This window comes from Plantactinospora sp. BB1 (assembly GCF_003030385.1).
Classification (GTDB): Bacteria; Actinomycetota; Actinomycetes; order Mycobacteriales; family Micromonosporaceae; genus Plantactinospora.
Genome location: NZ_CP028159.1, coordinates 1,717,363 through 1,736,041 on the forward strand (window position 1 = coordinate 1,717,363; position 18,679 = coordinate 1,736,041).

The window sequence follows — 18,679 nt, forward strand, 5'->3', positions numbered from 1 at the left end:
GCGATGCTGACCATCGGTGAGCTGGCGTCGTATGCCGGAGTGACGGTGCGTGCGGTGAGGCACTATCACGCCAAGGGGTTGCTGCCGGAGCCGGAGCGGGATCGCTCCGGCTATCGGAGGTACGACGCCGGCGCCGTGGTCGAGCTGATCAAGATCCGGACCCTCGCCGAGGCCGGGGTCCCGCTGGCGCGAGTGCGGGAGCTGCTGCAGGCCGACGAGGAGGAGTTCGCCGCGGCGGTCGCAGACATCGACAAGCGGCTGCGGGCGGAGATCCGGGAGCGGCAACGGCACCGGGAGGGGATCGCCCGCCTCGCCTCCGGGGACAGCTTGGCGCTGCCCCCGGTGGTGGTCGAGTATCTCGACCGGCTGCGGGCGCTCGGGGTCGACGAGCGGATCGTCCAGGTCGAGCGCGACGGCTGGATCCCGCTGGCCGCGCACTCACCGGAGCGAGTCCCGGAATGGATGGCACGCAAGCGTGAGCAGATCGCCGCCCCACAGCTCATCGGCTTCTATCTCACCTTGGGCCAGGCACTAGACCGCACCGACGACGACCCACGGCTGGTCGAGCTGGCCGACAAACTGGCCGCCTACATCACGCAGATGGCCGACGAACGGGGCGAGGACTACGTCGACGACACCCACATCGAGCCACCGCTGGTCAAGCTGATGGACACGCTGGCGTTCGACACTGTGCCGCCGGCCCGTCGGCTGATCGAGTTGCTGAAGAAGCGAGGCTGGACCGGCTGGACCGAACTCAAGCGTGTGAACCCCACACCGGATGCGGCCGGAACATGGCAAGAAGACACCGCATCGCGGCGTTCCGGGCGCGATCGGTGACGGCGGGCGAAGCCCCGCCGGGCGGGGCCGCCGGCAGCGGCTTCGGCACTGATGTTGACCGAGACGGCCCAGGACTCCCCAGAACTACGGCAAGCCGCAAAGGGTGAGGGTCCTGACGGGATGCACTACCCGAGGCTGATCACGCTGTGTAAACGCTCGGAATTCGGCATGAGCGGAAGCCGAAACTCCTCCTCGCCGAGGCGCTGCGGCTGTGGGCGTTCAAAGCTGGTTAGTAGTTCTTCCGGACCGCTTGCCATCGCGTCCAGCACGGCCGCCGCCGTCAACATCTGACGCCTCGGCCGGCCCCGACGCGCCACCGAAATCCAGGACGCTTGCAGTCGTCGCGGACGCATGTTGCACCTGATGTATCACCGCTCATTTCCGGTGAGCGGAGCGCCGCGGTCCCGCATGAACGGCACCGGGTCGATGGCGCCGTGCCGGCTCCGGTCGCCGCGCAGGTGCACCTCGAAGTGCAGGTGCGGCCCCGAGGAGTTGCCGCTCGATCCGACCCGCCCGATCACCTGCCCGGCCTCCACCATGTCGTTCTTGGAAACCATCGGTCTGTTGACCATGTGGCAGTACCGGGTGATCACGTTGCCCGCGTGCAGGATGTCGACGAACCAGCCGCAGCCGCCCTTGCCCGGGAAGCCGTCCACGTCGCAGCTCAACCGGCCCCGCCGGTCCGGGTCGCAGCGGGAGACCAGCACCCGGCCGGCCGCCGCCGCCCGGATCTCCGTGGTGTACTTCGGCGCGCCGATGTCGACCCCGTTGTGCGCCGGCCGGGCGGCGGTACGGAATCCGGAGCCGACCCCGCCGGGGATCGGGGCGGTCCAGCCCGAGGCGGCGATCTCCGCCCCGTCGGCGCAGCCGAGCCCCAGGTCGGTACCGGCGGCCCGGGCGGCCCCGCCGGTCAACGCGTTCACGATCTCGGTCGCCAGCGGCTCGTGCTTGGCGTACGCGTCTGGGAAGGCGCTGATCTGCACCGCCTGGGCGGCCCGGGTGAGCGACCGCTTCTGCCAGTTCCGGATGGTCTTCAACTTCTCGTAGAACTTCCGGGCCGCGTACTCCGGGTTGCGGATCTGCTCCGGCGTACCCCAGCCGGTGCTGGGCCGCTGCTGGAAGAGTCCGAGCGAGTCGTGGTCGTTGCGGTCGCCGAGATGCCCATGGTTGGTCAGGCCGGACTCCTGCATCGCGGTGGCGACCGCGATCACCCAGGCCCGGGGCGGCAGCCCCATCTTCCGGCCCACCTTGATGATGATCGCCGCGTTCCGCATCTGACTCGCCTTGTACGGCCCGACCAGCGGCAGGTCGCCGTCGGTCTTGACCGGCTCGGTGTCGCCGCAGCCGAAGGTCGCCGCCGCCAGGTTCTCCTCCTCGGAGGCGAACATCGTCACCAGGAACGCGCCGGTGCCGCCGACGCAGCAGAGCAGCGCGAGTACGCCGGTCAGCGCCACCGCCAGCGCGACCCGCCGTACCGGTCGCCGGGTCGGACCCCGGTCGGTCATCCCGCACCCACCTCCCCGCGCCCGCTCAGCGCCGTTGCCAGTCCACCGTGTCCACCCGCCAACGCCCCTGCACCGCCACCAGGCCGAGCCGCAGTTCGCCGGAGTCCACCGGTACGACCACCTCGACCAGGCTGTCGTTCTGCGGTACGGCCAGCAGGTCCCCGGTGATCCGGTCCGCCGGCACGGTGGCCGGGTCGACCCCGGTCAACTGCTCGGCGAGATTGTCGGTGGCGAGCTGCCGCAGCCCCGCGTGCCACTCGTCGGCGGTGGTGTCCCGGTGGTCCAGCCAGGCGGTGGCGAAAGACCGGGCCACCTGTGCCGGCTCGGGCGCGCCGGGACTGGTCCGGGGCGACGGCTCCTCGGTCACGGTCAGCCCGTCGTCGCCGGCCTCCGGGTCGGTGATGCTGATCGGGCCGGGCGTACCGCCGACGAGTCCGGGCCGGTCGTCGCCGGGGCCGGCGATCAGCCGGGCCGCGCCGACGATCCCGACCACCAGCACGGCGATGACGATCGCGATCCCGAGCCGGGACCGGAGGAGCCGGGTGAAGAGGAACTCGACGGCGCGCCGCATCCCGTCACCTCGCCTCGGAGCGGATCCGGGGCGCCCGGGGGGCGGGCGTCGGGTCGGGGGCGGGCGCGGAGTCGGGCCGGTAGATCACGTAGGAGGGGTTCTCCACCGGTACGTCGGGCTCGGTCCACTCCGCCGGCCGGCGGCGGGACGGCCGGGCCCGGTCCGGGCGCGAGCCGGAGCCGCCACCCGGGGCCGCCGCCGGGGGAGAGTCGGGTGCCTCGGTACCCCGCTCGGGGCTGCTCTCCGAGCGGCTGCCGGCCCCGGTCTGGGCCGGGTCCTCGTGCCGGGCCTCCGGGCGTACGTTGGTCTGCTGGATCACCACGCTGCGGTTCTTGACCCGGATGTCGGTGCGGTGGTCCGGGTCGTCGAGCTGGGACGCGGCCCGGACGTCCCGGAAGAACCGGCGGTGCCAGGAGCCGGCCGAGGCGATCACCTCGGTGCTGTCCTTGCCGCCGAGTTGGGTGATCCGGCGGTACGGCCGTAGCAGCAGCCAGCCCACCACGCCGCAGAGCCAGACCAGCACCACCTGGAGCCAGCCGGGAATGGTGGAGGTGCTCATCACCAGGTCGACGGCGAAGAGATAGATCGCCGCACCGGTGCCGAAGATGGCGATGTTGAACACGGCGGCGACGACGGCGTTGCCCAGCCGGCGCAGCCCGGCGCTGGCCGGGCGGAGCAGCCCGACCGTGCCGAGCACCGGGGCGGCGATCACCGCCCACCGGAAGAGCAGGAAGCCGAGCAGCACCAGTACGGACGCGGTCAGGTCGAACATCGCGAAGAGGATCGCGGCCAGGATGGCGATCAGCCCGGCGCCGATCCGGTCCGAGTCGCGGGCGCCGCGCAGGTACTCGTACGCCTCCGGGTCCTCCTGCTGGATCTGCTGGGCGACCTTCATCCACTGTTCCTGCTTGGCGGAGACGGTGGTCTGCCGGGTGCCCGGGTTGGCGGCGATCCGGGCGGTCTCCTCCCAGGTGAACGCCTTGGCGTCGTAGAGCGCCCGGCCGTACTTGCGGGCCGTCTCGCTGTCCGAGGAGCCGAGCGCGCCGCGCAGCCAGTTGCGGTAGAGCATCGTCTCGGTCGCGGTGTCACTGGCCCGCAGCGCCGGTGGCCGGTTGTCCTTGCAGCCGGCCGGGTTGAGCGAGCCGCAGCGGTCGGCCGGGATGCTCTTGTCCCGGGGGCCGACCGCCTCGTGTACCACGTTCAGCGTGGTGACCAGGGTGCCGTCGGCGACGTTGGCGGACCGGACCGGCCAGGCGGCGATCGCGGTCACCGCGACCATCACCAGCACTGCCCAGCCGGCGGTGGTCATCGCGTTGCTCATGTCGGACTGCCGGGAGCGCCAGAGCAGGTAGACGCCGACGACGCAGAGGGTGATGATGCCGAAGACGCTGAAGACCCGCTCGTAGACCGCCTTGGTGGCCTGCTCGACCAGCGGGTCGGCCCAGTCCCACATGCTGCTCGGGTCCCAGGCCCGCTCGCGCAGCGCGTTCGAGGCGCCGATGATGGCGGCGGCGATCCGGATCTCGCCGTCCGCGATCTTGTTGAAGACCTTGCTGCCCGGGTCGATCACGTCCGAGGCGCAGCCGCCGGAGTCGTCGTACGTCTCGTAGCTGTAGCCGGCGTTGCCGTACTCGGTGTACATCCCCTTCACGCCCGGCTTGCTGCTCGCCTCGGGACGGGTGGCGAACCAGCCGCCGAGCCCCTGGTCGGGCGCGCTCGGGGTGGGCGCGGTGACACAGTCCCGGATGTGCTGGCCGACGTTGGCGAGCCGGTCGACGCAGTCCCGGAAGTTCGCCTCCCACTCGGCGGTGGTGCAGAGCGCGACCTTGGCCTGGCTCGGCACCGGCACGGCGGCGGAGGCCGGCGTGGCGCCGCCGATCACCGGCCAGACCAGGGTGGCGGTCGCCAGCACCCCGATCGCGAGCAGCAGGGCGGCGAGCCGGGCTCCGAACCTCATGGTCAAGCCTCCAGGTCCGCGACGGGGGAGGGCAGGTTGGCCGGGGCGGCCTTCGCCGTGACCGGGGTGGTGTCCAGGTGGTCGAGCAGGCCGGGTACGTACGAGACGTCGACGCGTACCTTCTGCACCCGGCCGTCGACGTCACGCATCACGAACTCGCGGAAGCCGAGCCGGTCCGCCGAGGAGGCGTCCACGCTGGAGAGCGAGGCGAGGGTCGCCTCGTAGCCGTCGTTGACCGGTACCCGGAGCAGCCGCAGCGCCTCGGAGGCGATGTCGACGTCCTCGGCGATCCGGCCGACGAAGACGGTGGAGACGAGGTTCTGCACGTCGAGCCCGAGGATGTCCTTCGGGTTCTGCGAGGAGACCAGCGCGGCGAGGTTCCACTTCCGGGAGTCCCGGGCCAGCCGGACCAGGAACGACCGCCCCGAGCGCCAACCCTCCATGAAGTGCGCCTCGTCCAGGCCGACGAGCTTGCGCGACGACATCGCGCCGCCGTAGCAGCGGCGTACCGCCAGCCGGTGCGCGGTGTGCAGCATCGGCAGCGCCAGCGCCTCCTCGGCCGACCAGTACTCCCGCTCGATCTTCAGGTCCGGCAGCCGCAGCCCGGCCATGGTGATCACGGTCAGCGTGGCGTCGGCGCCGAGCAGCCCCTCCGGCGGGCGGCCGAAGAAGAGCAGCGCCAACGGCATCTCGGCGGTGTCCAGCAGCAGGTTGGCCAGTTCCCGGCCCTCGTCCTCCAGCCCGGCCAGGCAGGCCACCACGTCGTCCAGGGTGGAGGTCTCCTCGGCCGGTACCTGCCGGACCGCGTGCCGGAACAGCGTCGCGGTGGACGCCTCCCGGGCCACCTGTGGCGGCACCAGCATCATGCAGATGTCCTGCACCAGCATCCGCCGCTCGGCGCGGGCGTTGGAGACGGCGATCTGGAACTCCCGGTCGCCCGCCGAGCCGGCGGCGAACTCGCTGCGCAGCGGGGTCGGGATCAGCGCGTACGGCGCCAGGGTGCCGTGCTCGGAGCCGGTCAGGTTCAGCACGCGTGAATACGGTCGCAGCTCCGGCATCGCGCAGAGCCGGGCCAGCGGGCCGGACGGGTCGAGCAGGGTCACCTGCACCCCCCGCCGGGCGGCCAGATAGCCGAGCGCGCCGAGCAGGGTCGACTTGCCACCGCCCGGCTCGGCGACGAAGACGGCGAGCCCGGAACGCTCGCGTACCTCCATCGGGAAGTGCAGGTCCAGGAAGACCGGCCGGCGGCAGGTGCCGGCGGTACGCCCGATCAGGTCGCCGCGCCGGTCCCCGACCGTCGAGGCGGCCTGCGGCAGCGCGGCCGCCAGCAGGTTCACCGGCATCCGGCGCAGGTAGCCGGTGTTGGCGATCGGTTCGCCGGGAATGAACTCCCGGGCCAGCCAGTCCTGGTTCTTCGGATGCTGGAGCGAGATCCGCAGCTCCCGGGAGTAGAGCTGGATCAGCCGCCGGGCCCGCTCCAGGCACTCCTCCCTGGTCCGCCCGCCGACCGCGATCCGGTGCCAGCCGTGCGCCCGGGCCGACTCCACCGGCAGCCCGGTGGTCATCTCGTCGCCGATCACCAGGGCCCGCTTGGCCAGCCGCTCCAGCTCCGGCGGGGCGTCGATGCCGTGCTCGGCGTAGTCGAGCTGCTGCGAGCGGATCATCCGCAGCCGGTGCTCCAGATTGCGGAACGAGTCGCCGGGGCCGAGGATGTCGACCCGGGTGGAGAGTTCCATCGGCCAGGGCAGCCGCTCGTGGAAGTGCAGCCACGGCTCGTGCCGCTCCGGGATCTCCAGCGGCTCCATCCGGCCCACCGCGAGTACGGCGACGTGCCGCTCCTCGCCGGTCATCCGGTTGACCAGCTTCACCGTCGACCCGTACGGGGTGCGGTAGCGCTCCACCTGCTCGGTCAGGGCGAGCAGGTCGCCGCGCTCCCACCGGCCGTTGGTGACCGGCGAGAGCTGGCCGGGCGGGGCCATGCAGAGCGCCACGGAGCGGTACATCAGCCACTCCAGCTCCTCGGCGCTGACCTGCCGCCCCCGCATCCCGAACGCGCCGAGCACCTCGTCGAACTGCTCGACCGTCCGGCCCAGCTTGCGGCGCTCGCCGTCGGGGGTGCCCCGGCCGAAGGCCCGGAGGATCCGCTCGGCCAGCGAGTTGCCGAGCGACCGGCGGGCGAAGGTGACCCCGAGATAGGTCTGCCCCTCGGCGTGGTTGACCGAGAGCAGGTGCCGCTGGGCGGCGACCAGGTGATCCGACCAGCTCGGCGCGCCGGAGACGGTGGCCAGCGGGTGCGGGGTGTGCTGGTCGATCGTCCGGGCCCACTCGTCGGCCGGGAACGGCCGGGTGGTCCGGCGCAGGTGCAGCCGGAAGCCGGCCAGCCCGGCGTACTGCTCGGAGATGGCGGAGAGCAGCGCCTCCCGTTCGGCGTCCGGCCGGAACGCCCAGCGCACCTCCGGCAGCCAGTACCAGGCGGTGACGGTGTTCGGGGTGAAGGTCAGGTGGCCGGCGATCTCGGTGATGGCCAGCTCGACGGCGGGATCCCGGTCGCCGAAGCGGAGCTTCGGTGCGCGTACCCGCTGGGGTTTGGTCAGCGGCTGCGGCCGGGTCGGCTTCGGCGTGCTCCGCCGCTGCTTCGGCGCGACCGGCGCGGTCTCCCGCTCCGGTCGCCGGCCGGGCCGGCGGTCCGGCTCGGCCGGGCGGCGGGTCGGCTGTTCGGCGGGCTCGCGGACGATCGGCAGCGCACCGGAGTGCTCGCCGCCGCGCTGCTGTGGCGCCGGGGTCGGCCGCCCGGGGTGTCCCTCGGCGGGAGCGGCGGGCAGGGCTCCGGCGCCGCCCGGCGCGGCTCGGGGGGCGGGTGCGTCGGCCGGCCATTCGACGGCCGGGCCGGGGTCGAGGCTGGCGGGTCCGACCGGGCGAACGGCGGCTCCGGGGTCGGCGATGGTCTCGTCCTGCGCCGGCAGGGCGGGCTGGGCGGCCGGCGGAGCGTACCGGGCGGTGGGCTGCCCGGACGCGATCTCCCGCTGCCCGCCGCCACCCGCCGGGAGTTCGTCCGGCTCCCAGGCCGGCAGGCCGACCGCGGCCTCCGGTTCCTCGCCCCAGCGGCCCCGCGGATGCGGTGCGGGCGGGCGGGGCGCGGGGCGGGGTGCCGGCGCGGCGGGTGGGCTCGGCGGCGGCGCCGGCTGGACCGGGCCGGCACCGAAGAGGTCGAGGAAGGGCGAGTCGATGTCCGGGTGCTCGACCGGGGCCGGCGGGCGGGCCGGCGGCGCGGCGGGGGGTCGGGCCGGACGGTTCCGGGCCGGTGGTTGCGGCGCCTGGAAGACCGCTACCGCACCGTGCCCGGTGTTGCTGAGCAGCGCGGCGTCGTACTCGCTCTCCTCGGCCAGCTCAGACTGGTTGTAGCCGGAGGACTGCGTACCGTTACCAGCGTTCTCGGCCGGGCGACCTGCCGGGTGAGACGAGCCCGGCCGGGAGGGGCGGGTCATGCCGCCGCCTCGCCCGGCCCGGAGGGCTCCACCGTCCAGCGGCAGAGGAATCTGGTTCGCTCGGTCACGCCGTCACCTCGCTGCGGTCGGTCATGTCAACTGCTCCCGGATCCGGATACGGGTCGCGACCAGGCGGGGGTCGCGCTGCTCTGTCGCCGGTTCGCGGGTGCGCCGCCAGTCGGTCAGTGCCGTCCGGATGACCATCCGGGCGGGCCGGTCGGGGTCGACGTACCGGAATACGAACGAGGTGGTGACGATCGCGAGCGCGATCTCCCAGGCGGGGATCAGCTCGACCTTGAGCGTGAAGAGGTAATGAATGAACATGAAGAGCGGCACCAGCAACATGAACAGCCCGTACTGCGTGTAAGGCAGGTGGACGGGCAGTGTGTAGCCGGGCGGCCCCAGGTAGACCAGGCGGGCCCGATAGATGTCGTCGTCGGTGCGCAGCCGCATCTCGTGCTCCGCGGTCTATTCGAAGATCAGGTTGATCAGGTTCTCGCCGACGAAGAACAGCGTCGCCGCCCCGGCGATGAAGGCCAGGCCGAGCAGGGCGATCGCCGAGCTGGTCAGCACCTTGGAGACCTCGCCCTTGCTGGCCCGACCGATGAAGATCACGCCGAGTACGGCGAGCAGGATGGGCGCGATGTTGGTGGCGAAGAAGCCGACGATCCCGTCGGTGTCGATATTGCCCTCGGGCTCGGCCGCCGTCACGAACGCGAGGGTGTGGAGCGCGTGCGTGGCAGCCGGCCATGCCGTCTCCACCAGCTCCATGGCGAACATCGGAATCCTCCCCGGTGCGGTGACGCCCCGCCTCCGCACTGCTGTCAAGCCCGGTCAACCGGGTCGGTCGTGGGGTGTTGATCGACCCTGCGTCTCGCAATCACCGCAAAGGGTGATGGTTTGTGGGCATCTTTGTCCTGATTCGGCCCATCTCTTAAGTTCTGGCATCTGGCTGATGCGAGCGTACGGCGCGTGCCTGTTTGGAACAAGCGGCCCGGAGTGCCACCGATCGCTCCTCCCCGGCCGGTTTTCACGCGCCTCGCCGACGCCGGGCCCGCCACCGGTACGGCACCGATCCCCGGGGCAGGGGCGGTCCGCGCCGGGCCGGCGGGACCACCGGCGGGACCACCGGCGGGACCCGGGGGCGACCGGGCCCGGAGTCGGGCAGGTGGGTAGCGTCGAGTCGTGACCGAGTCAGTCCAGGGAGCCGCCGCGACCGACGGTGGGTGGCGGGCCGGCGCGGACCTGCTCCGCTCGCCCCGGCCGGTGGTGATCGGCGTCCTCAACGTCACGCCCGACTCCTTCTCCGACGGCGGGCGGTACGCCGACCTCGACGCCGCCGTACGGCACGGGGTCGAGATGCACTCCGACGGCGCCCACCTGGTCGACGTCGGCGGCGAGTCCACCCGGCCCGGCGCCGACCGGGTCGACGCCGAGACCGAGGCCGCCCGGGTGCTGCCGGTCATCCGGGAACTCGCCGCCCGGGGCGTGCCGATGAGCGTCGACACCTACCGGGCCGGTGTCGCCGCCGCCGCGCTGGCCGCCGGGGCGACGGTGGTCAACGACGTCTCCGGCGGACTCGCCGACCCGGACATGGCCAAGGTGGTCGCCGAGGCGGGCTGCCCGTGGATCCTGATGCACTGGCGGGCGCACGCCAAGCGGATGCAGGAACTCGCGCACTACACCGACGTGGTCACCGACGTACGCACCGAGCTGGCGCAGCGGGTCTCCGACGCCCTCGCCGCCGGGGTCGCCGCCGACCGCATCGTGCTCGACCCCGGCCTCGGCTTCGCCAAGCGACCCGCCGACAACTGGCAGCTCACCGCCCGGCTGCCGGAGCTGCTGGCGCTCGGCTACCCGCTGCTCTTCGGAGCCAGCCGCAAGTCGTACCTCGGTGCGCTGCTGGCCGGCCCGGACGGCACGCCACGGCCGACCGACGGGCGTACCGCCGCCACGATCGCCACCAGCGTGCTCGCGGTCGCGGCCGGCGCCTGGGGGGTACGGGTGCACGACGTACGGGAGACCGTGGACGCGCTCGCGGTGTGGACCGCCAGCGGACGTCCCCGGCTGACCACCGGGGAGGTGGCCGGATGACCGGGCCGGCGGGCGACCGGGGTCGACCGGGCGACGGGTCCACCGGGCTTCCCGGGCCGGGCACCGACCGGATCGTGCTGACCGGGTTGCGGGCGCGCGGGCGGCACGGCGTCTACGACTTCGAGCGGGCACAGGGGCAGGACTTCGTCGTCGACGTCGTGCTGGAACTCGACCTGACGATGGCGGGCCGCTCCGACGACGTGGCCGACACCGTGCACTACGGCGAACTCGCCGGCCGGCTGGTCGCGATCGTCACCGGCGAGCCGGTCAACCTGATCGAGACGCTCGCCGAGCGGCTCGCCGCCGCCTGTCTCGCCGATCCACGGGTACTGGTCACCTCGGTCACCGTGCACAAGCCGCAGGCGCCGATCCCGCACGACTTCGCCGACGTGGCGGTCACCGTGACCCGGCGGAGGTGAGATGACCCGGGCCGTGCTCTCGATCGGCAGCAACCTCGGTGACCGGCTCGGACACCTGCGCACGGCGGTCGACGGGCTGCGGGACGTACTCCTGGTGGCCTCCGGGGTCTACGAGACGCCGCCGTGGGGTGATCCGGACCAGCCGGCGTACCTGAACGCCGTCCTGCTGGTCGCGGACGACGCGGCCGGGCCGGGCGACTGGCTCGACCGGGCCCGGGCCGCCGAGGCGGCGGCCGGCCGGGTCCGCGACCCGCGGCGCCGCTTCGGCCCGCGCACCCTCGACGTGGACGTGGTCGCGGTCTGGGCGGCCGACGGCGAGCCGGTGCGCAGCGCCGACCCCGAGCTGACCCTGCCGCACCCCCGGGCCCACCTGCGGGCGTTCGTGCTCCGGCCGTGGATCGACATCGACCCGTACGGGCGGCTGCCCGGCCACGGCTGGCTGACCGACCTGATGTCGACCGAGCCGGTCGCCACCGACGTGCTGGACGTGCGCCCCCGTCCAGATCTGCGGATAGAGTCGGATTGACGGCGACCGCGGCGCGGACCGGACGAGCCAGCAGCACGACCCGGTTCCGGGCGGTCCGTGGGAAGCGGTGCCGACGAGCGGAGTGAGGAAGAGTTGTGACCGAGCGCAGACCCCCGACGCGCGGCCCGGCCCCCGAGCGCGGGCGGATGGGTCCGACCAGACCCGCCTCCCTGGTGGTGGCCGGACTCGCCTCGGCGGCCCTGGCCTGGTTGCTGGTCAGCAGCTTCTACAGCCACATCCCGCCGCTGCCCTGGCTGCCCATCGTCACCCTGCTCGGGCTGGCCGCCCTGGAGGGGTACGCGGCGGCGAACACCCGGGCCCGGATCGAGCGCAGGCCCGGACGGGATCCGGTCGACCCGCTGGCGGTGGCCCGCTTCGTCGTACTGGCCAAGGCGTCCGCGCTGGCCGGGGCGATCTTCGCGGGTTTCTACGCCGGGCTGGACATCTGGCTGCTCATCGAGCGGACCCGGGCGGCCGCGAACGACGTACCGGCGGCGAGTGCGGGACTCGGCGCGTCGCTCGCCCTGGTGGGTGCGGCGCTCTGGTTGGAACGCGCCTGTCGGGTGCCCGATCGTGATGATCGTAATTCGGAGAGTGACGATCTGGATCGGCGCGACGAGCGCTGAACAGGCCGCGCGGCGAATCGACGCGCACCGGGGGTGACGGCCGGGCGTGCGCGCGGGTACGGTGCCTCCGACCGGGCCGGATCCGCCCGCTTCGCTGGATCTTGCCCACGTCCGACCGCTCCGCCCCCGGATGGCGCCCCGGGTCGGGGCCTGTTCGGCGGGACGAAACAGGAGGCGCGCGCGATGGCGTACGACGATTCCATCTATCGGCGACGGGACCCCGGAGCGGATCCGGTGGGCACCGGTGCCCGGGAGGATCCCCGGTACGGCGCGGACCCCGGTTACGACGCCGACCCCCGTACGTCGTCCAGCCACGTCACCGGCCGGTTCATGGGTGGCGAACCCGCCGTGGCGACCGACCCCGACCCGGCCGAGCCGACCCGGCGGCGGAACGTCCCACCGGCCGCGCTGGAGAACGTCTTCGACGATCCCGCACACGGCGAGCCCGGCCGGGACCGGATCGGCGTGCACCTGCTCTGGGAGCTGGTCCTGCTGGTCGTGGTGGCGGTGCTGCTCTTCCTCTGCAACCGGGACTATCCCGACCTGCTCCGTGGCGAGCAGCGGGAGAGCCTGCTGGTCTTCGGCACCGCGCTCGGGCTGCTCACCCTCGGCGCCGGGCTGACCCTGCGCACCGCCGCGCCGAATCTCGCGCTGGGTCCGGTCGCCGTCGCCGCCGCGCTGCACTTCGCGGAGAACTCCGACCGGGGAGTCGTCTCGGCGATGCTGCCGGCGGTGGTCGCCGGGGTCGCCGTCGGCCTGGTGATCGCCGTACTGGTGGTGGGCTTCCACGTGCCGGGCTGGGCGGCCAGCCTCGCCGCCGGACTCGCGGTGGTGGTCTTCGTCGAGCAGCGCACCGCCCCGGTCGACGTGCAGGGCGAGTACGACCCGAACCAGCACGCGCTCTACCTCTTCGCCGGCTTCGCCGCCGTCGCCGTGCTGGCCGGCCTCTTCGGCACCGTCAAGACGGTACGCCGGGCGGTCGGCCGGTTCCGGCCGGTGGGCGACCCGGCGCTGCGCCGGGGCGGTGCCGCGGCCGTCATCGTCACGCTCGGCCTGGTGCTGTCGACGGTCTTCGCGGTCGCCGCCGGGATGCTGCTCGCGGCCGGCGGCACCGGGCCGGTGGCGCCGACCACCGGGATCGAGTGGACGGGTCTGGCCTTCGGCGCCGCGCTGCTCGGCGGCGCCAGCGCGTTCGGCCGACGGGGCGGGGTCGCCGGGGGGCTGCTCGCGACCGTCGCGCTCGCCCTGTTCATCCGGTACGCCGACGAGCGCAACCTGGACATCGCGCCGACCGCCCTCGCCGCCGTACTGCTCGCCGTCGGCCTGCTGGTGACCCGGCTGGTCGAGGCGAACGGCCGCCCTCGGTCGTACGCCGAGCGGGACTGGGTGGAGGAGCCAGCGACCACGGCGAGCTGGGACAGCGCCCAGACCGCCCAGCCACCGGAGCCGTGGAACTCCTCGCTGCCCGGTCAGCCGACCGACCGCTGGGGCGGCGACCGCTGGGACGGCCCGGACCGTTGACCCGGGCCGGGCCGGGCCGGGTAGGCCGGGCCGGGCGGGGCAGGACGGGCCGGGCGGGGCAGGACGGGCCGGCCGGGCGGGCGGGACGGTCGGTGCGGCTTGCGACGGTTCGGGCCGATAGGCTCGGCCTCATGACGGAATCCGGTCCCGAGTCCCGTACCACGCCGACCTTCGCCGAGCTGGACGCGCTGTCCACCGAGGAGTTGCGCGAGCGGGCCTTCGCGCTGGCCCGGGAACGGCGGGACATCGGCTTCTTCTGGTCGGTGATCCGGCACCTGCCGAACGCGGACGAGGCGGCGGCGCTGGACGGCTCGCCGAACGCGGCCGGTCCGACCGTGGACGAGGCGGTCGCGCTCTGGCGGGAGTTCACCGGCCACGGCTACGAGGAGACCGCGCCGCTGCTCCGGGCCGCGTTCATCGACTATCTACAGAAGCACTGACCGGCTGCCGAAGCACTGACCGGCTACCGAAGCACCGGCCGGTCGAATCCCCTCATCGGCCCGCCAATGGCGCGGATCGGTTGAAGCCAAGCACATTCCGGGAATCCGGCACCGGGTTTCGCGATCAGATTCCGCTGGGAATTAGCTGTGCATGGCTCTCACCAACAGATACAAGACGTCCACGGGTGCGGGCACGCTCGCCGCACTCGTACTGGTCCTGGTCTTCGGCAGCCCCTGGTATGCCGACTGGGCCGGGGACGAAACCGACGAGAACACGGCGGGTGGCTGGTTCCTCCGGCTGCTCGCCTGGCCGGCGTGGCGGTTCGACTCGGACGACACGATCCAGAACGTCATCGCCGCCGACCTCAAGGCGATCCTGGTGGTGGTGCTCACCTGGGTCTTCCTCTACATGCTGCCCGGCTCGCAACTGGCCCGGGCCCGGGGCACCCTCAGCCAGTTCCTCGCCGGCTGGTCGGCGTACGTCTTCGCCGGTGCCTTCGCCGCGCTCTTCGCCACGCTGATCGGCAGCAACCCGTCGCTGCTCGGCGCATTCCAGGCCGCCGGCAGGGGTGCCGCGTACGGCTTCTTCGTCGGCTGGATCATCGGCCTGGCCACCCTGGGCGGCTGGCGGGGCCGACGCTGAGCCGCACCGGCCGGGCTGGTCCAGCAGGTCGTCGACCTCGACCCGCGGGCGTACCGCCCGCTCGGCGGCGCCCGGAGTGCCCGATCGCTTCCCTCCCGCGACCGGCACTCCGGGCGCCGTGCCGTCCGGGGCCGGTCGCGGGCCCCGTGCACCGGGCCGGGACTGGCGGAGGGCCTTCCACCAGCGGGCGGAGAGATGTGCCGCGGCGACCTCAGCCGCCGACCGGGTCGGCCGGATAGTCGATGCTGAGGATCTGGTGCCGGCTCACCGTCCCGACCAGCTCGCCACCCTCGTCGGTCACCCGGGCGTCGTCCGAGTTCGTCCGCAGCAGCACCGCCAGCGCGTCGTAGAGCGACGAGCCGAGCGGCACGGTCGGCAGCCCGGCGGTGGTGGCGGCGTCCGGCGGGATCGGACGCAGCAGCTCCCGGGTGACCGGGGTGACCGCCAGCCGACGGATCGCCCGGTCGGTCCCGACGAACTCCCGGACGAAGGCCGAGGCCGGCTCGCCGAGCAGGGTCGCCGGGCCGGCGTACTGCTCCAGCCTGCCGCCCTGGGAGAGCACCACGATCCGGTCACCCAGCCGGACCGCCTCGTCCAGATCGTGGGTGACCAGCACGATCGTCTTGCGTACCTCCGCCTGGAGCCGCAGGAACTCCTCCTGGAGCCGGGCCCGCGCGATCGGGTCGACGGCCGAGAACGGCTCGTCCATCAGCAGCACCACCGGATCGGCGGCCAGCGCCCGGGCCACCCCGACCCGCTGCCGCTGGCCACCGGAGAGTTCGTGCGGATAGCGCGGCCCGAAGGTGGTCGGGTCGAGCCCGACCAGGTCCAGCAGTTCTGCCGTACGGGCCGCGATCCGGGCCCGGGACCAGCCCGACAGCCGGGGTACGGTGCCGACGTTCGTGGCGATGGTCTGGTGCGGGAAGAGCCCGACGTTCTGGATCACGTAGCCGATCCGCCGCCGGAGCTGGACCGGGTCGGCCCGGGTGACGTCCTCGTCGCCGAGCAGGATGCGCCCGGAGGTCGGCTCGATCAGCCGATTGATCATGCGGAGCACGGTGGACTTGCCGCAGCCGGACGGCCCGATCAGCACCACCAGTTCGCCGGCCTTGACCTCCAGGCTCAGCTCGCCGACCGCCACCGTGCCGTCGGGATACTGTTTGCGTACCTGGTCGAGGGTTATCGCGGCGGCACCCGTGGTGCCGGCGGGCCCGGCGGAACCGGCCTCCGGGGTAACGTCCACGTATGTCCTTCCGGGTGATCGACCGGGCGCACCCGGGTAATCCGTGGTTCTCCTGGGACTATGTGCAGGGCAATTCGGAGACCATTCTCGCCGCCCTGCGGGAGCATGCCGCCCTCACCGCCCAGGCGGTGTTGATCGCGGCCCTGGTCGCGATCCCGCTCGCCGTGCTGGCGTACTGGTTCCGGCCGCTCACCGGGCCGATTCTCGCACTCTCCGGCGTGCTGTACACGATCCCCTCGCTGGCGCTCTTCGCCTTCGTCGCACCGTACCTCGGCACCGGGACCACCACGGTGCTGCTCGGACTGGTCCTCTACGCCCTGCTGCTGATCGTCCGGAACGCGCTGGCCGGGCTCAACCAGGTGCCGGAGGAGGTCCGGGACGCGGCCCAGGGGATGGGGTACGGCCGGTTCGCCCGGCTGCTCCGGATCGACCTGCCGCTGGCGTTGCCGGGCATCTTCACCGGGCTGCGCCTGGCGACCGTCTCCACGGTGGCCCTGGTCACCGTCGGGGTACTGGTCGGGCACGGCGGCCTCGGGCAGCTCATCCTCGGCGGATTCCGGAACAACTTCTTCAGAGCCGAGATCATGACCGGGACGCTGCTCTGCGTACTCCTGGCCCTGGTCCTGGACCTGGTCCTCGCCGGCCTCGGTCGGCTGCTCACGCCGTGGGCCCGCCGTCGCGGAGCCGCAGGATGAGCGCGAGAGGTGAGTACGAATGAACCCGATCGAGCAGGCCGTGGTCTGGCTCAACGACCCGCTGAACTGGACCAATCCCGGCGGGGTCCTCGACCGGCTGGTCGAGCACCTCGGCATCTCCGCCGCCGCCGTGGCACTCGGTTGCCTGGTCGCCTGGCCGCTCGGGCTCTGGCTCGGGCACACCGGCCGGGGCGGCGGCGCCGTGGTGCTGGTCTCCAACGTCACGCTGGCGATCCCGACCATCGCGCTGCTCACCATCCTGCCGCTGACCGCGCTCGGCTTCGGCAAGCCGCCGGTGATCATCGCGTTGGCGGTCTTCGCGGTGCCGCCGCTGCTGGCGAACGCCTACACCGGGATCCGGCAGGTCGATCCGGAGGTACGGGACGCGGCGCGCGGGATGGGGCTCTCCGGCGGGCAGTTGCTGCGCCGGGTGGAGTTGCCGCTCGCGGTGCCCTACCTCGCGGCCGGGTTCCGTACCGCCGCCGTGCAGGTGGTGGCGACCGCCGCGCTCGCCTCGTTCGTCAACGGCGGCGGGCTGGGGCAGATCATCAGCGCCGGGTTCGGGCTGGGCATAGCGGTCGGCGGCGGTCAGATCCTGGCCGGCGGGCTCCTCGTCGCCCTGCTCGCACTGCTGGTCGAACTGGTCTTCGCGCTGGTGGAACGGCTGGTCACCCCGAGGCCGCTGCGCCGGAACCGGCGCCGGACCATCCGGCGGGCCGACCAGCGGGCGGCGGCGGCGATCACCGGCTCCTGACCCGCCGGCAGCCGACCGGCCGGTCGGCCCGTCGGTGTGGGTCTGATCACGTTCGGCGACCCTCGGCGTACCCGACGGGGCCACCCGGCACGCGTGATTATCGCGAAGAGTAGTCGCCTCTGCGCGCCTCGTGTCCGTTTGCGTGACGATCCGATGACGAAGCCGGCATCGGATTGTCGTACCAGACGGGAGGATGTTTCGTGAGTACTCGCGGGCGGCCGTCCTGTCCTGTCGCCCGTCGGACACGCGGCCGGCCCACCCGGGCCGCGCCGGGACACAGGAGGCGGGCGTTTTCATGCGCACACGTACACGTCTGGCAGTCGGCGCCGCCGGTGCCGTCGTCGCGGCCGGTTTTCTCGCCGGCTGCGGTGGAGCCGGCTCGTCCGGCACCCAGGCCCCGGCAACCGGGGCGCAGGGCGCCGGTTGCGCACCGGTGGCCGGATCCAGCCTGGTCGTGCTCGACGACGACAAGAAGCTCCAGAACACCGACAACATCATCCCGGCCATCAACAGCAAGGTGGCCCAGCCGCAGTTGGTCGCGGCCCTGGACAAGGTCTCGGACAGCCTCGACACCAGCAAGCTGATCGGGCTGAACAAGGCGGTCGACGTCGACCGCAAGACCCCGAAGGTGGCCGCCGAGGAGTTCGCCTCGGCCAACAACCTCACCGCCGGCATCCCGACCGGTGGCACCGGCTCGATCACCGTCGGCGCGGCCAACTTCAGCGAGAACCAGACCCTGGGCGAGCTGTACCGGATCGCCCTCACCGCCGCCGGCTACCAGGTCAAGGTCCAGCAGATCGGCAACCGCGAACTCTACGAGCCGGCGCTGGAGAAGGGCGACATCCAGGTCGTTCCGGAGTACGCGGCGACGATGGCGGACTTCCTGAACAACAAGGTGAACGCGAAGGGCGGGGCCACCCCGCCGCCGATCTCCTCCCCGGATCTCAACCAGACCGTGAGCGGGCTGAAGGCGGCCGGTGAGAAGGTCGGCATCACCTTCGGCAAGCCGTCGGCGGCCCAGGACCAGAACGCGTTCGCGGTCACCAAGGAGTTCGCCGACAAGTACGGCGTCCGCACCCTCAGCGAGCTGGCGGCGAAGTGCTCCGGCTCGGCGACCGTACTCGGCGGCCCGCCGGAGTGCCCGCAGCGGCCGAAGTGCCAGGCCGGACTGGTCCAGGTCTACAACTTCAACGCCGGCCGGTTCGACTCGCTCGACGCCGGTGGCCCGCAGACCAAGTCGGCGCTGACCAGCGGCACGATCAGCGTCGGGCTGGTCTTCTCCTCCGACGGCGCGCTCGCCACGAGCTGACGAGCGGTGCCCGGGGGCCGCAGCTTCCGGGTGCGAGCGGTGGAACCGACCGGG

Annotated in this window: 17 protein-coding genes and 1 pseudogene; 11 read left to right on the plus strand and 7 right to left on the minus strand. The window is 72.8% G+C overall.

What is annotated here, in order from left to right:
* The first annotated feature begins 3 nt into the window (after positions 1 to 3).
* Entirely contained in the window at positions 4 to 837 is an 834-nt protein-coding gene (locus tag C6W10_RS07240) for a MerR family transcriptional regulator (protein WP_107257380.1), read from the plus strand.
* Between the two features lie 368 nt (positions 838 to 1,205).
* Here C6W10_RS07240 and C6W10_RS07245 read toward each other — a convergent pair whose 3' ends face one another.
* The 6 genes and pseudogenes from C6W10_RS07245 to C6W10_RS07270 all read right to left on the minus strand — a co-directional run bounded on the left by C6W10_RS07245 (position 1,206) and on the right by C6W10_RS07270 (position 9,135).
* Positions 1,206 to 2,342: a M23 family metallopeptidase gene (locus tag C6W10_RS07245; RefSeq protein ID WP_107257381.1), complete on the minus strand. Its 1,137-nt coding sequence runs from the start codon at positions 2,340 to 2,342 to the stop codon at positions 1,206 to 1,208.
* Positions 2,343 to 2,367: 25 nt separating this feature from the next.
* Complete coding sequence (locus tag C6W10_RS07250; RefSeq protein ID WP_107257382.1) at positions 2,368 to 2,913, minus strand: hypothetical protein; 546 nt, start codon at positions 2,911 to 2,913, stop codon at positions 2,368 to 2,370.
* A gap of 4 nt (positions 2,914 to 2,917) precedes the next feature.
* The gene (locus C6W10_RS07255) at positions 2,918 to 4,870 is read right to left on the minus strand and encodes a hypothetical protein (RefSeq protein WP_107257383.1); all 1,953 of its coding nucleotides are present in this window, start codon (positions 4,868 to 4,870) and stop codon (positions 2,918 to 2,920) included.
* 2 nt (positions 4,871 to 4,872) lie between these two features.
* Positions 4,873 to 7,892: pseudogene (locus tag C6W10_RS07260) on the minus strand (ATP-binding protein); the annotation flags it as partial.
* Positions 7,893 to 8,445: 553 nt separating this feature from the next.
* Complete coding sequence (locus tag C6W10_RS07265) at positions 8,446 to 8,808, minus strand: hypothetical protein (protein WP_107257385.1); 363 nt, start codon at positions 8,806 to 8,808, stop codon at positions 8,446 to 8,448.
* 15 nt (positions 8,809 to 8,823) lie between these two features.
* Positions 8,824 to 9,135, minus strand: a complete 312-nt coding sequence (locus C6W10_RS07270; RefSeq protein ID WP_107257386.1) for a hypothetical protein — start codon at positions 9,133 to 9,135, stop codon at positions 8,824 to 8,826.
* Between the two features lie 465 nt (positions 9,136 to 9,600).
* On the opposite strand from C6W10_RS07270, the gene folP reads away from it, so the two are divergent.
* The 7 genes from folP (at position 9,601) to C6W10_RS07305 (ending at position 14,624) form a co-directional block, all read left to right on the plus strand.
* Entirely contained in the window at positions 9,601 to 10,449 is an 849-nt protein-coding gene (folP, locus tag C6W10_RS07275) for a dihydropteroate synthase (protein ID WP_369938654.1), read from the plus strand.
* Positions 10,446 to 10,868: a dihydroneopterin aldolase gene (gene folB, locus C6W10_RS07280; protein WP_107257388.1), complete on the plus strand. Its 423-nt coding sequence runs from the start codon at positions 10,446 to 10,448 to the stop codon at positions 10,866 to 10,868. The genes folP and folB overlap by 4 nt, the downstream gene beginning before the upstream one ends.
* Before the next feature lies 1 nt (position 10,869).
* On the plus strand, positions 10,870 to 11,394 hold the full coding sequence (gene folK / locus C6W10_RS07285) for a 2-amino-4-hydroxy-6-hydroxymethyldihydropteridine diphosphokinase (protein ID WP_107257389.1): 525 nt from the start codon (positions 10,870 to 10,872) through the stop codon (positions 11,392 to 11,394).
* A gap of 146 nt (positions 11,395 to 11,540) precedes the next feature.
* The gene (locus C6W10_RS07290; protein ID WP_107257390.1) at positions 11,541 to 12,020 is read left to right on the plus strand and encodes a DUF3180 domain-containing protein; all 480 of its coding nucleotides are present in this window, start codon (positions 11,541 to 11,543) and stop codon (positions 12,018 to 12,020) included.
* Between the two features lie 183 nt (positions 12,021 to 12,203).
* Complete coding sequence (locus tag C6W10_RS07295; protein ID WP_107257391.1) at positions 12,204 to 13,541, plus strand: ABC transporter permease; 1,338 nt, start codon at positions 12,204 to 12,206, stop codon at positions 13,539 to 13,541.
* A 131-nt stretch (positions 13,542 to 13,672) separates the two neighbouring features.
* On the plus strand, positions 13,673 to 13,981 hold the full coding sequence (locus C6W10_RS07300) for a hypothetical protein (RefSeq protein WP_107257392.1): 309 nt from the start codon (positions 13,673 to 13,675) through the stop codon (positions 13,979 to 13,981).
* A 151-nt stretch (positions 13,982 to 14,132) separates the two neighbouring features.
* Entirely contained in the window at positions 14,133 to 14,624 is a 492-nt protein-coding gene (locus C6W10_RS07305) for a hypothetical protein (RefSeq protein WP_107257393.1), read from the plus strand.
* A gap of 211 nt (positions 14,625 to 14,835) precedes the next feature.
* Here the strand turns inward: C6W10_RS07305 and C6W10_RS07310 are convergent, their stop codons facing one another.
* On the minus strand, positions 14,836 to 15,867 hold the full coding sequence (locus C6W10_RS07310; protein ID WP_107257394.1) for an ABC transporter ATP-binding protein: 1,032 nt from the start codon (positions 15,865 to 15,867) through the stop codon (positions 14,836 to 14,838).
* A gap of 2 nt (positions 15,868 to 15,869) precedes the next feature.
* Between C6W10_RS07310 and C6W10_RS07315 the strand changes: the two genes are divergently transcribed.
* The 3 genes from C6W10_RS07315 (at position 15,870) to C6W10_RS07325 (ending at position 18,625) form a co-directional block, all read left to right on the plus strand.
* Positions 15,870 to 16,562 carry an ABC transporter permease gene (locus tag C6W10_RS07315; protein WP_107257395.1) on the plus strand — a complete coding sequence of 231 codons (693 nt, stop codon included), beginning with the start codon at positions 15,870 to 15,872 and terminating at the stop codon, positions 16,560 to 16,562.
* A 19-nt stretch (positions 16,563 to 16,581) separates the two neighbouring features.
* A complete protein-coding gene (locus C6W10_RS07320) occupies positions 16,582 to 17,316 on the plus strand; it encodes an ABC transporter permease (protein ID WP_107257396.1) in 735 nt (244 codons plus the stop codon).
* A gap of 295 nt (positions 17,317 to 17,611) precedes the next feature.
* Positions 17,612 to 18,625 carry a glycine betaine ABC transporter substrate-binding protein gene (locus C6W10_RS07325; protein ID WP_107257397.1) on the plus strand — a complete coding sequence of 338 codons (1,014 nt, stop codon included), beginning with the start codon at positions 17,612 to 17,614 and terminating at the stop codon, positions 18,623 to 18,625.
* The last annotated feature ends 54 nt before the right edge of the window (positions 18,626 to 18,679 follow it).

Bases quoted from the DNA above. Each gene is read 5' to 3' on its own strand.
- C6W10_RS07240 (WP_107257380.1), top strand. From the start codon at position 4: ATGCTGACCATCGGTGAGCTGGCGTCGTATGCCGGAGTGACGGTGCGT.
- C6W10_RS07245 (WP_107257381.1), bottom strand. From the start codon at position 2,342: ATGACCGACCGGGGTCCGACCCGGCGACCGGTACGGCGGGTCGCGCTG.
- C6W10_RS07250 (WP_107257382.1), bottom strand. From the start codon at position 2,913: ATGCGGCGCGCCGTCGAGTTCCTCTTCACCCGGCTCCTCCGGTCCCGG.
- C6W10_RS07255 (WP_107257383.1), bottom strand. From the start codon at position 4,870: ATGAGGTTCGGAGCCCGGCTCGCCGCCCTGCTGCTCGCGATCGGGGTG.
- C6W10_RS07265 (WP_107257385.1), bottom strand. From the start codon at position 8,808: ATGCGGCTGCGCACCGACGACGACATCTATCGGGCCCGCCTGGTCTAC.
- C6W10_RS07270 (WP_107257386.1), bottom strand. From the start codon at position 9,135: ATGTTCGCCATGGAGCTGGTGGAGACGGCATGGCCGGCTGCCACGCAC.
- folB (WP_107257388.1), top strand. From the start codon at position 10,446: ATGACCGGGCCGGCGGGCGACCGGGGTCGACCGGGCGACGGGTCCACC.
- folK (WP_107257389.1), top strand. From the start codon at position 10,870: ATGACCCGGGCCGTGCTCTCGATCGGCAGCAACCTCGGTGACCGGCTC.
- C6W10_RS07290 (WP_107257390.1), top strand. From the start codon at position 11,541: ATGGGTCCGACCAGACCCGCCTCCCTGGTGGTGGCCGGACTCGCCTCG.
- C6W10_RS07295 (WP_107257391.1), top strand. From the start codon at position 12,204: ATGGCGTACGACGATTCCATCTATCGGCGACGGGACCCCGGAGCGGAT.
- C6W10_RS07300 (WP_107257392.1), top strand. From the start codon at position 13,673: ATGACGGAATCCGGTCCCGAGTCCCGTACCACGCCGACCTTCGCCGAG.
- C6W10_RS07305 (WP_107257393.1), top strand. From the start codon at position 14,133: ATGGCTCTCACCAACAGATACAAGACGTCCACGGGTGCGGGCACGCTC.
- C6W10_RS07315 (WP_107257395.1), top strand. From the start codon at position 15,870: ATGTCCTTCCGGGTGATCGACCGGGCGCACCCGGGTAATCCGTGGTTC.
- C6W10_RS07320 (WP_107257396.1), top strand. From the start codon at position 16,582: ATGAACCCGATCGAGCAGGCCGTGGTCTGGCTCAACGACCCGCTGAAC.
- C6W10_RS07325 (WP_107257397.1), top strand. From the start codon at position 17,612: ATGCGCACACGTACACGTCTGGCAGTCGGCGCCGCCGGTGCCGTCGTC.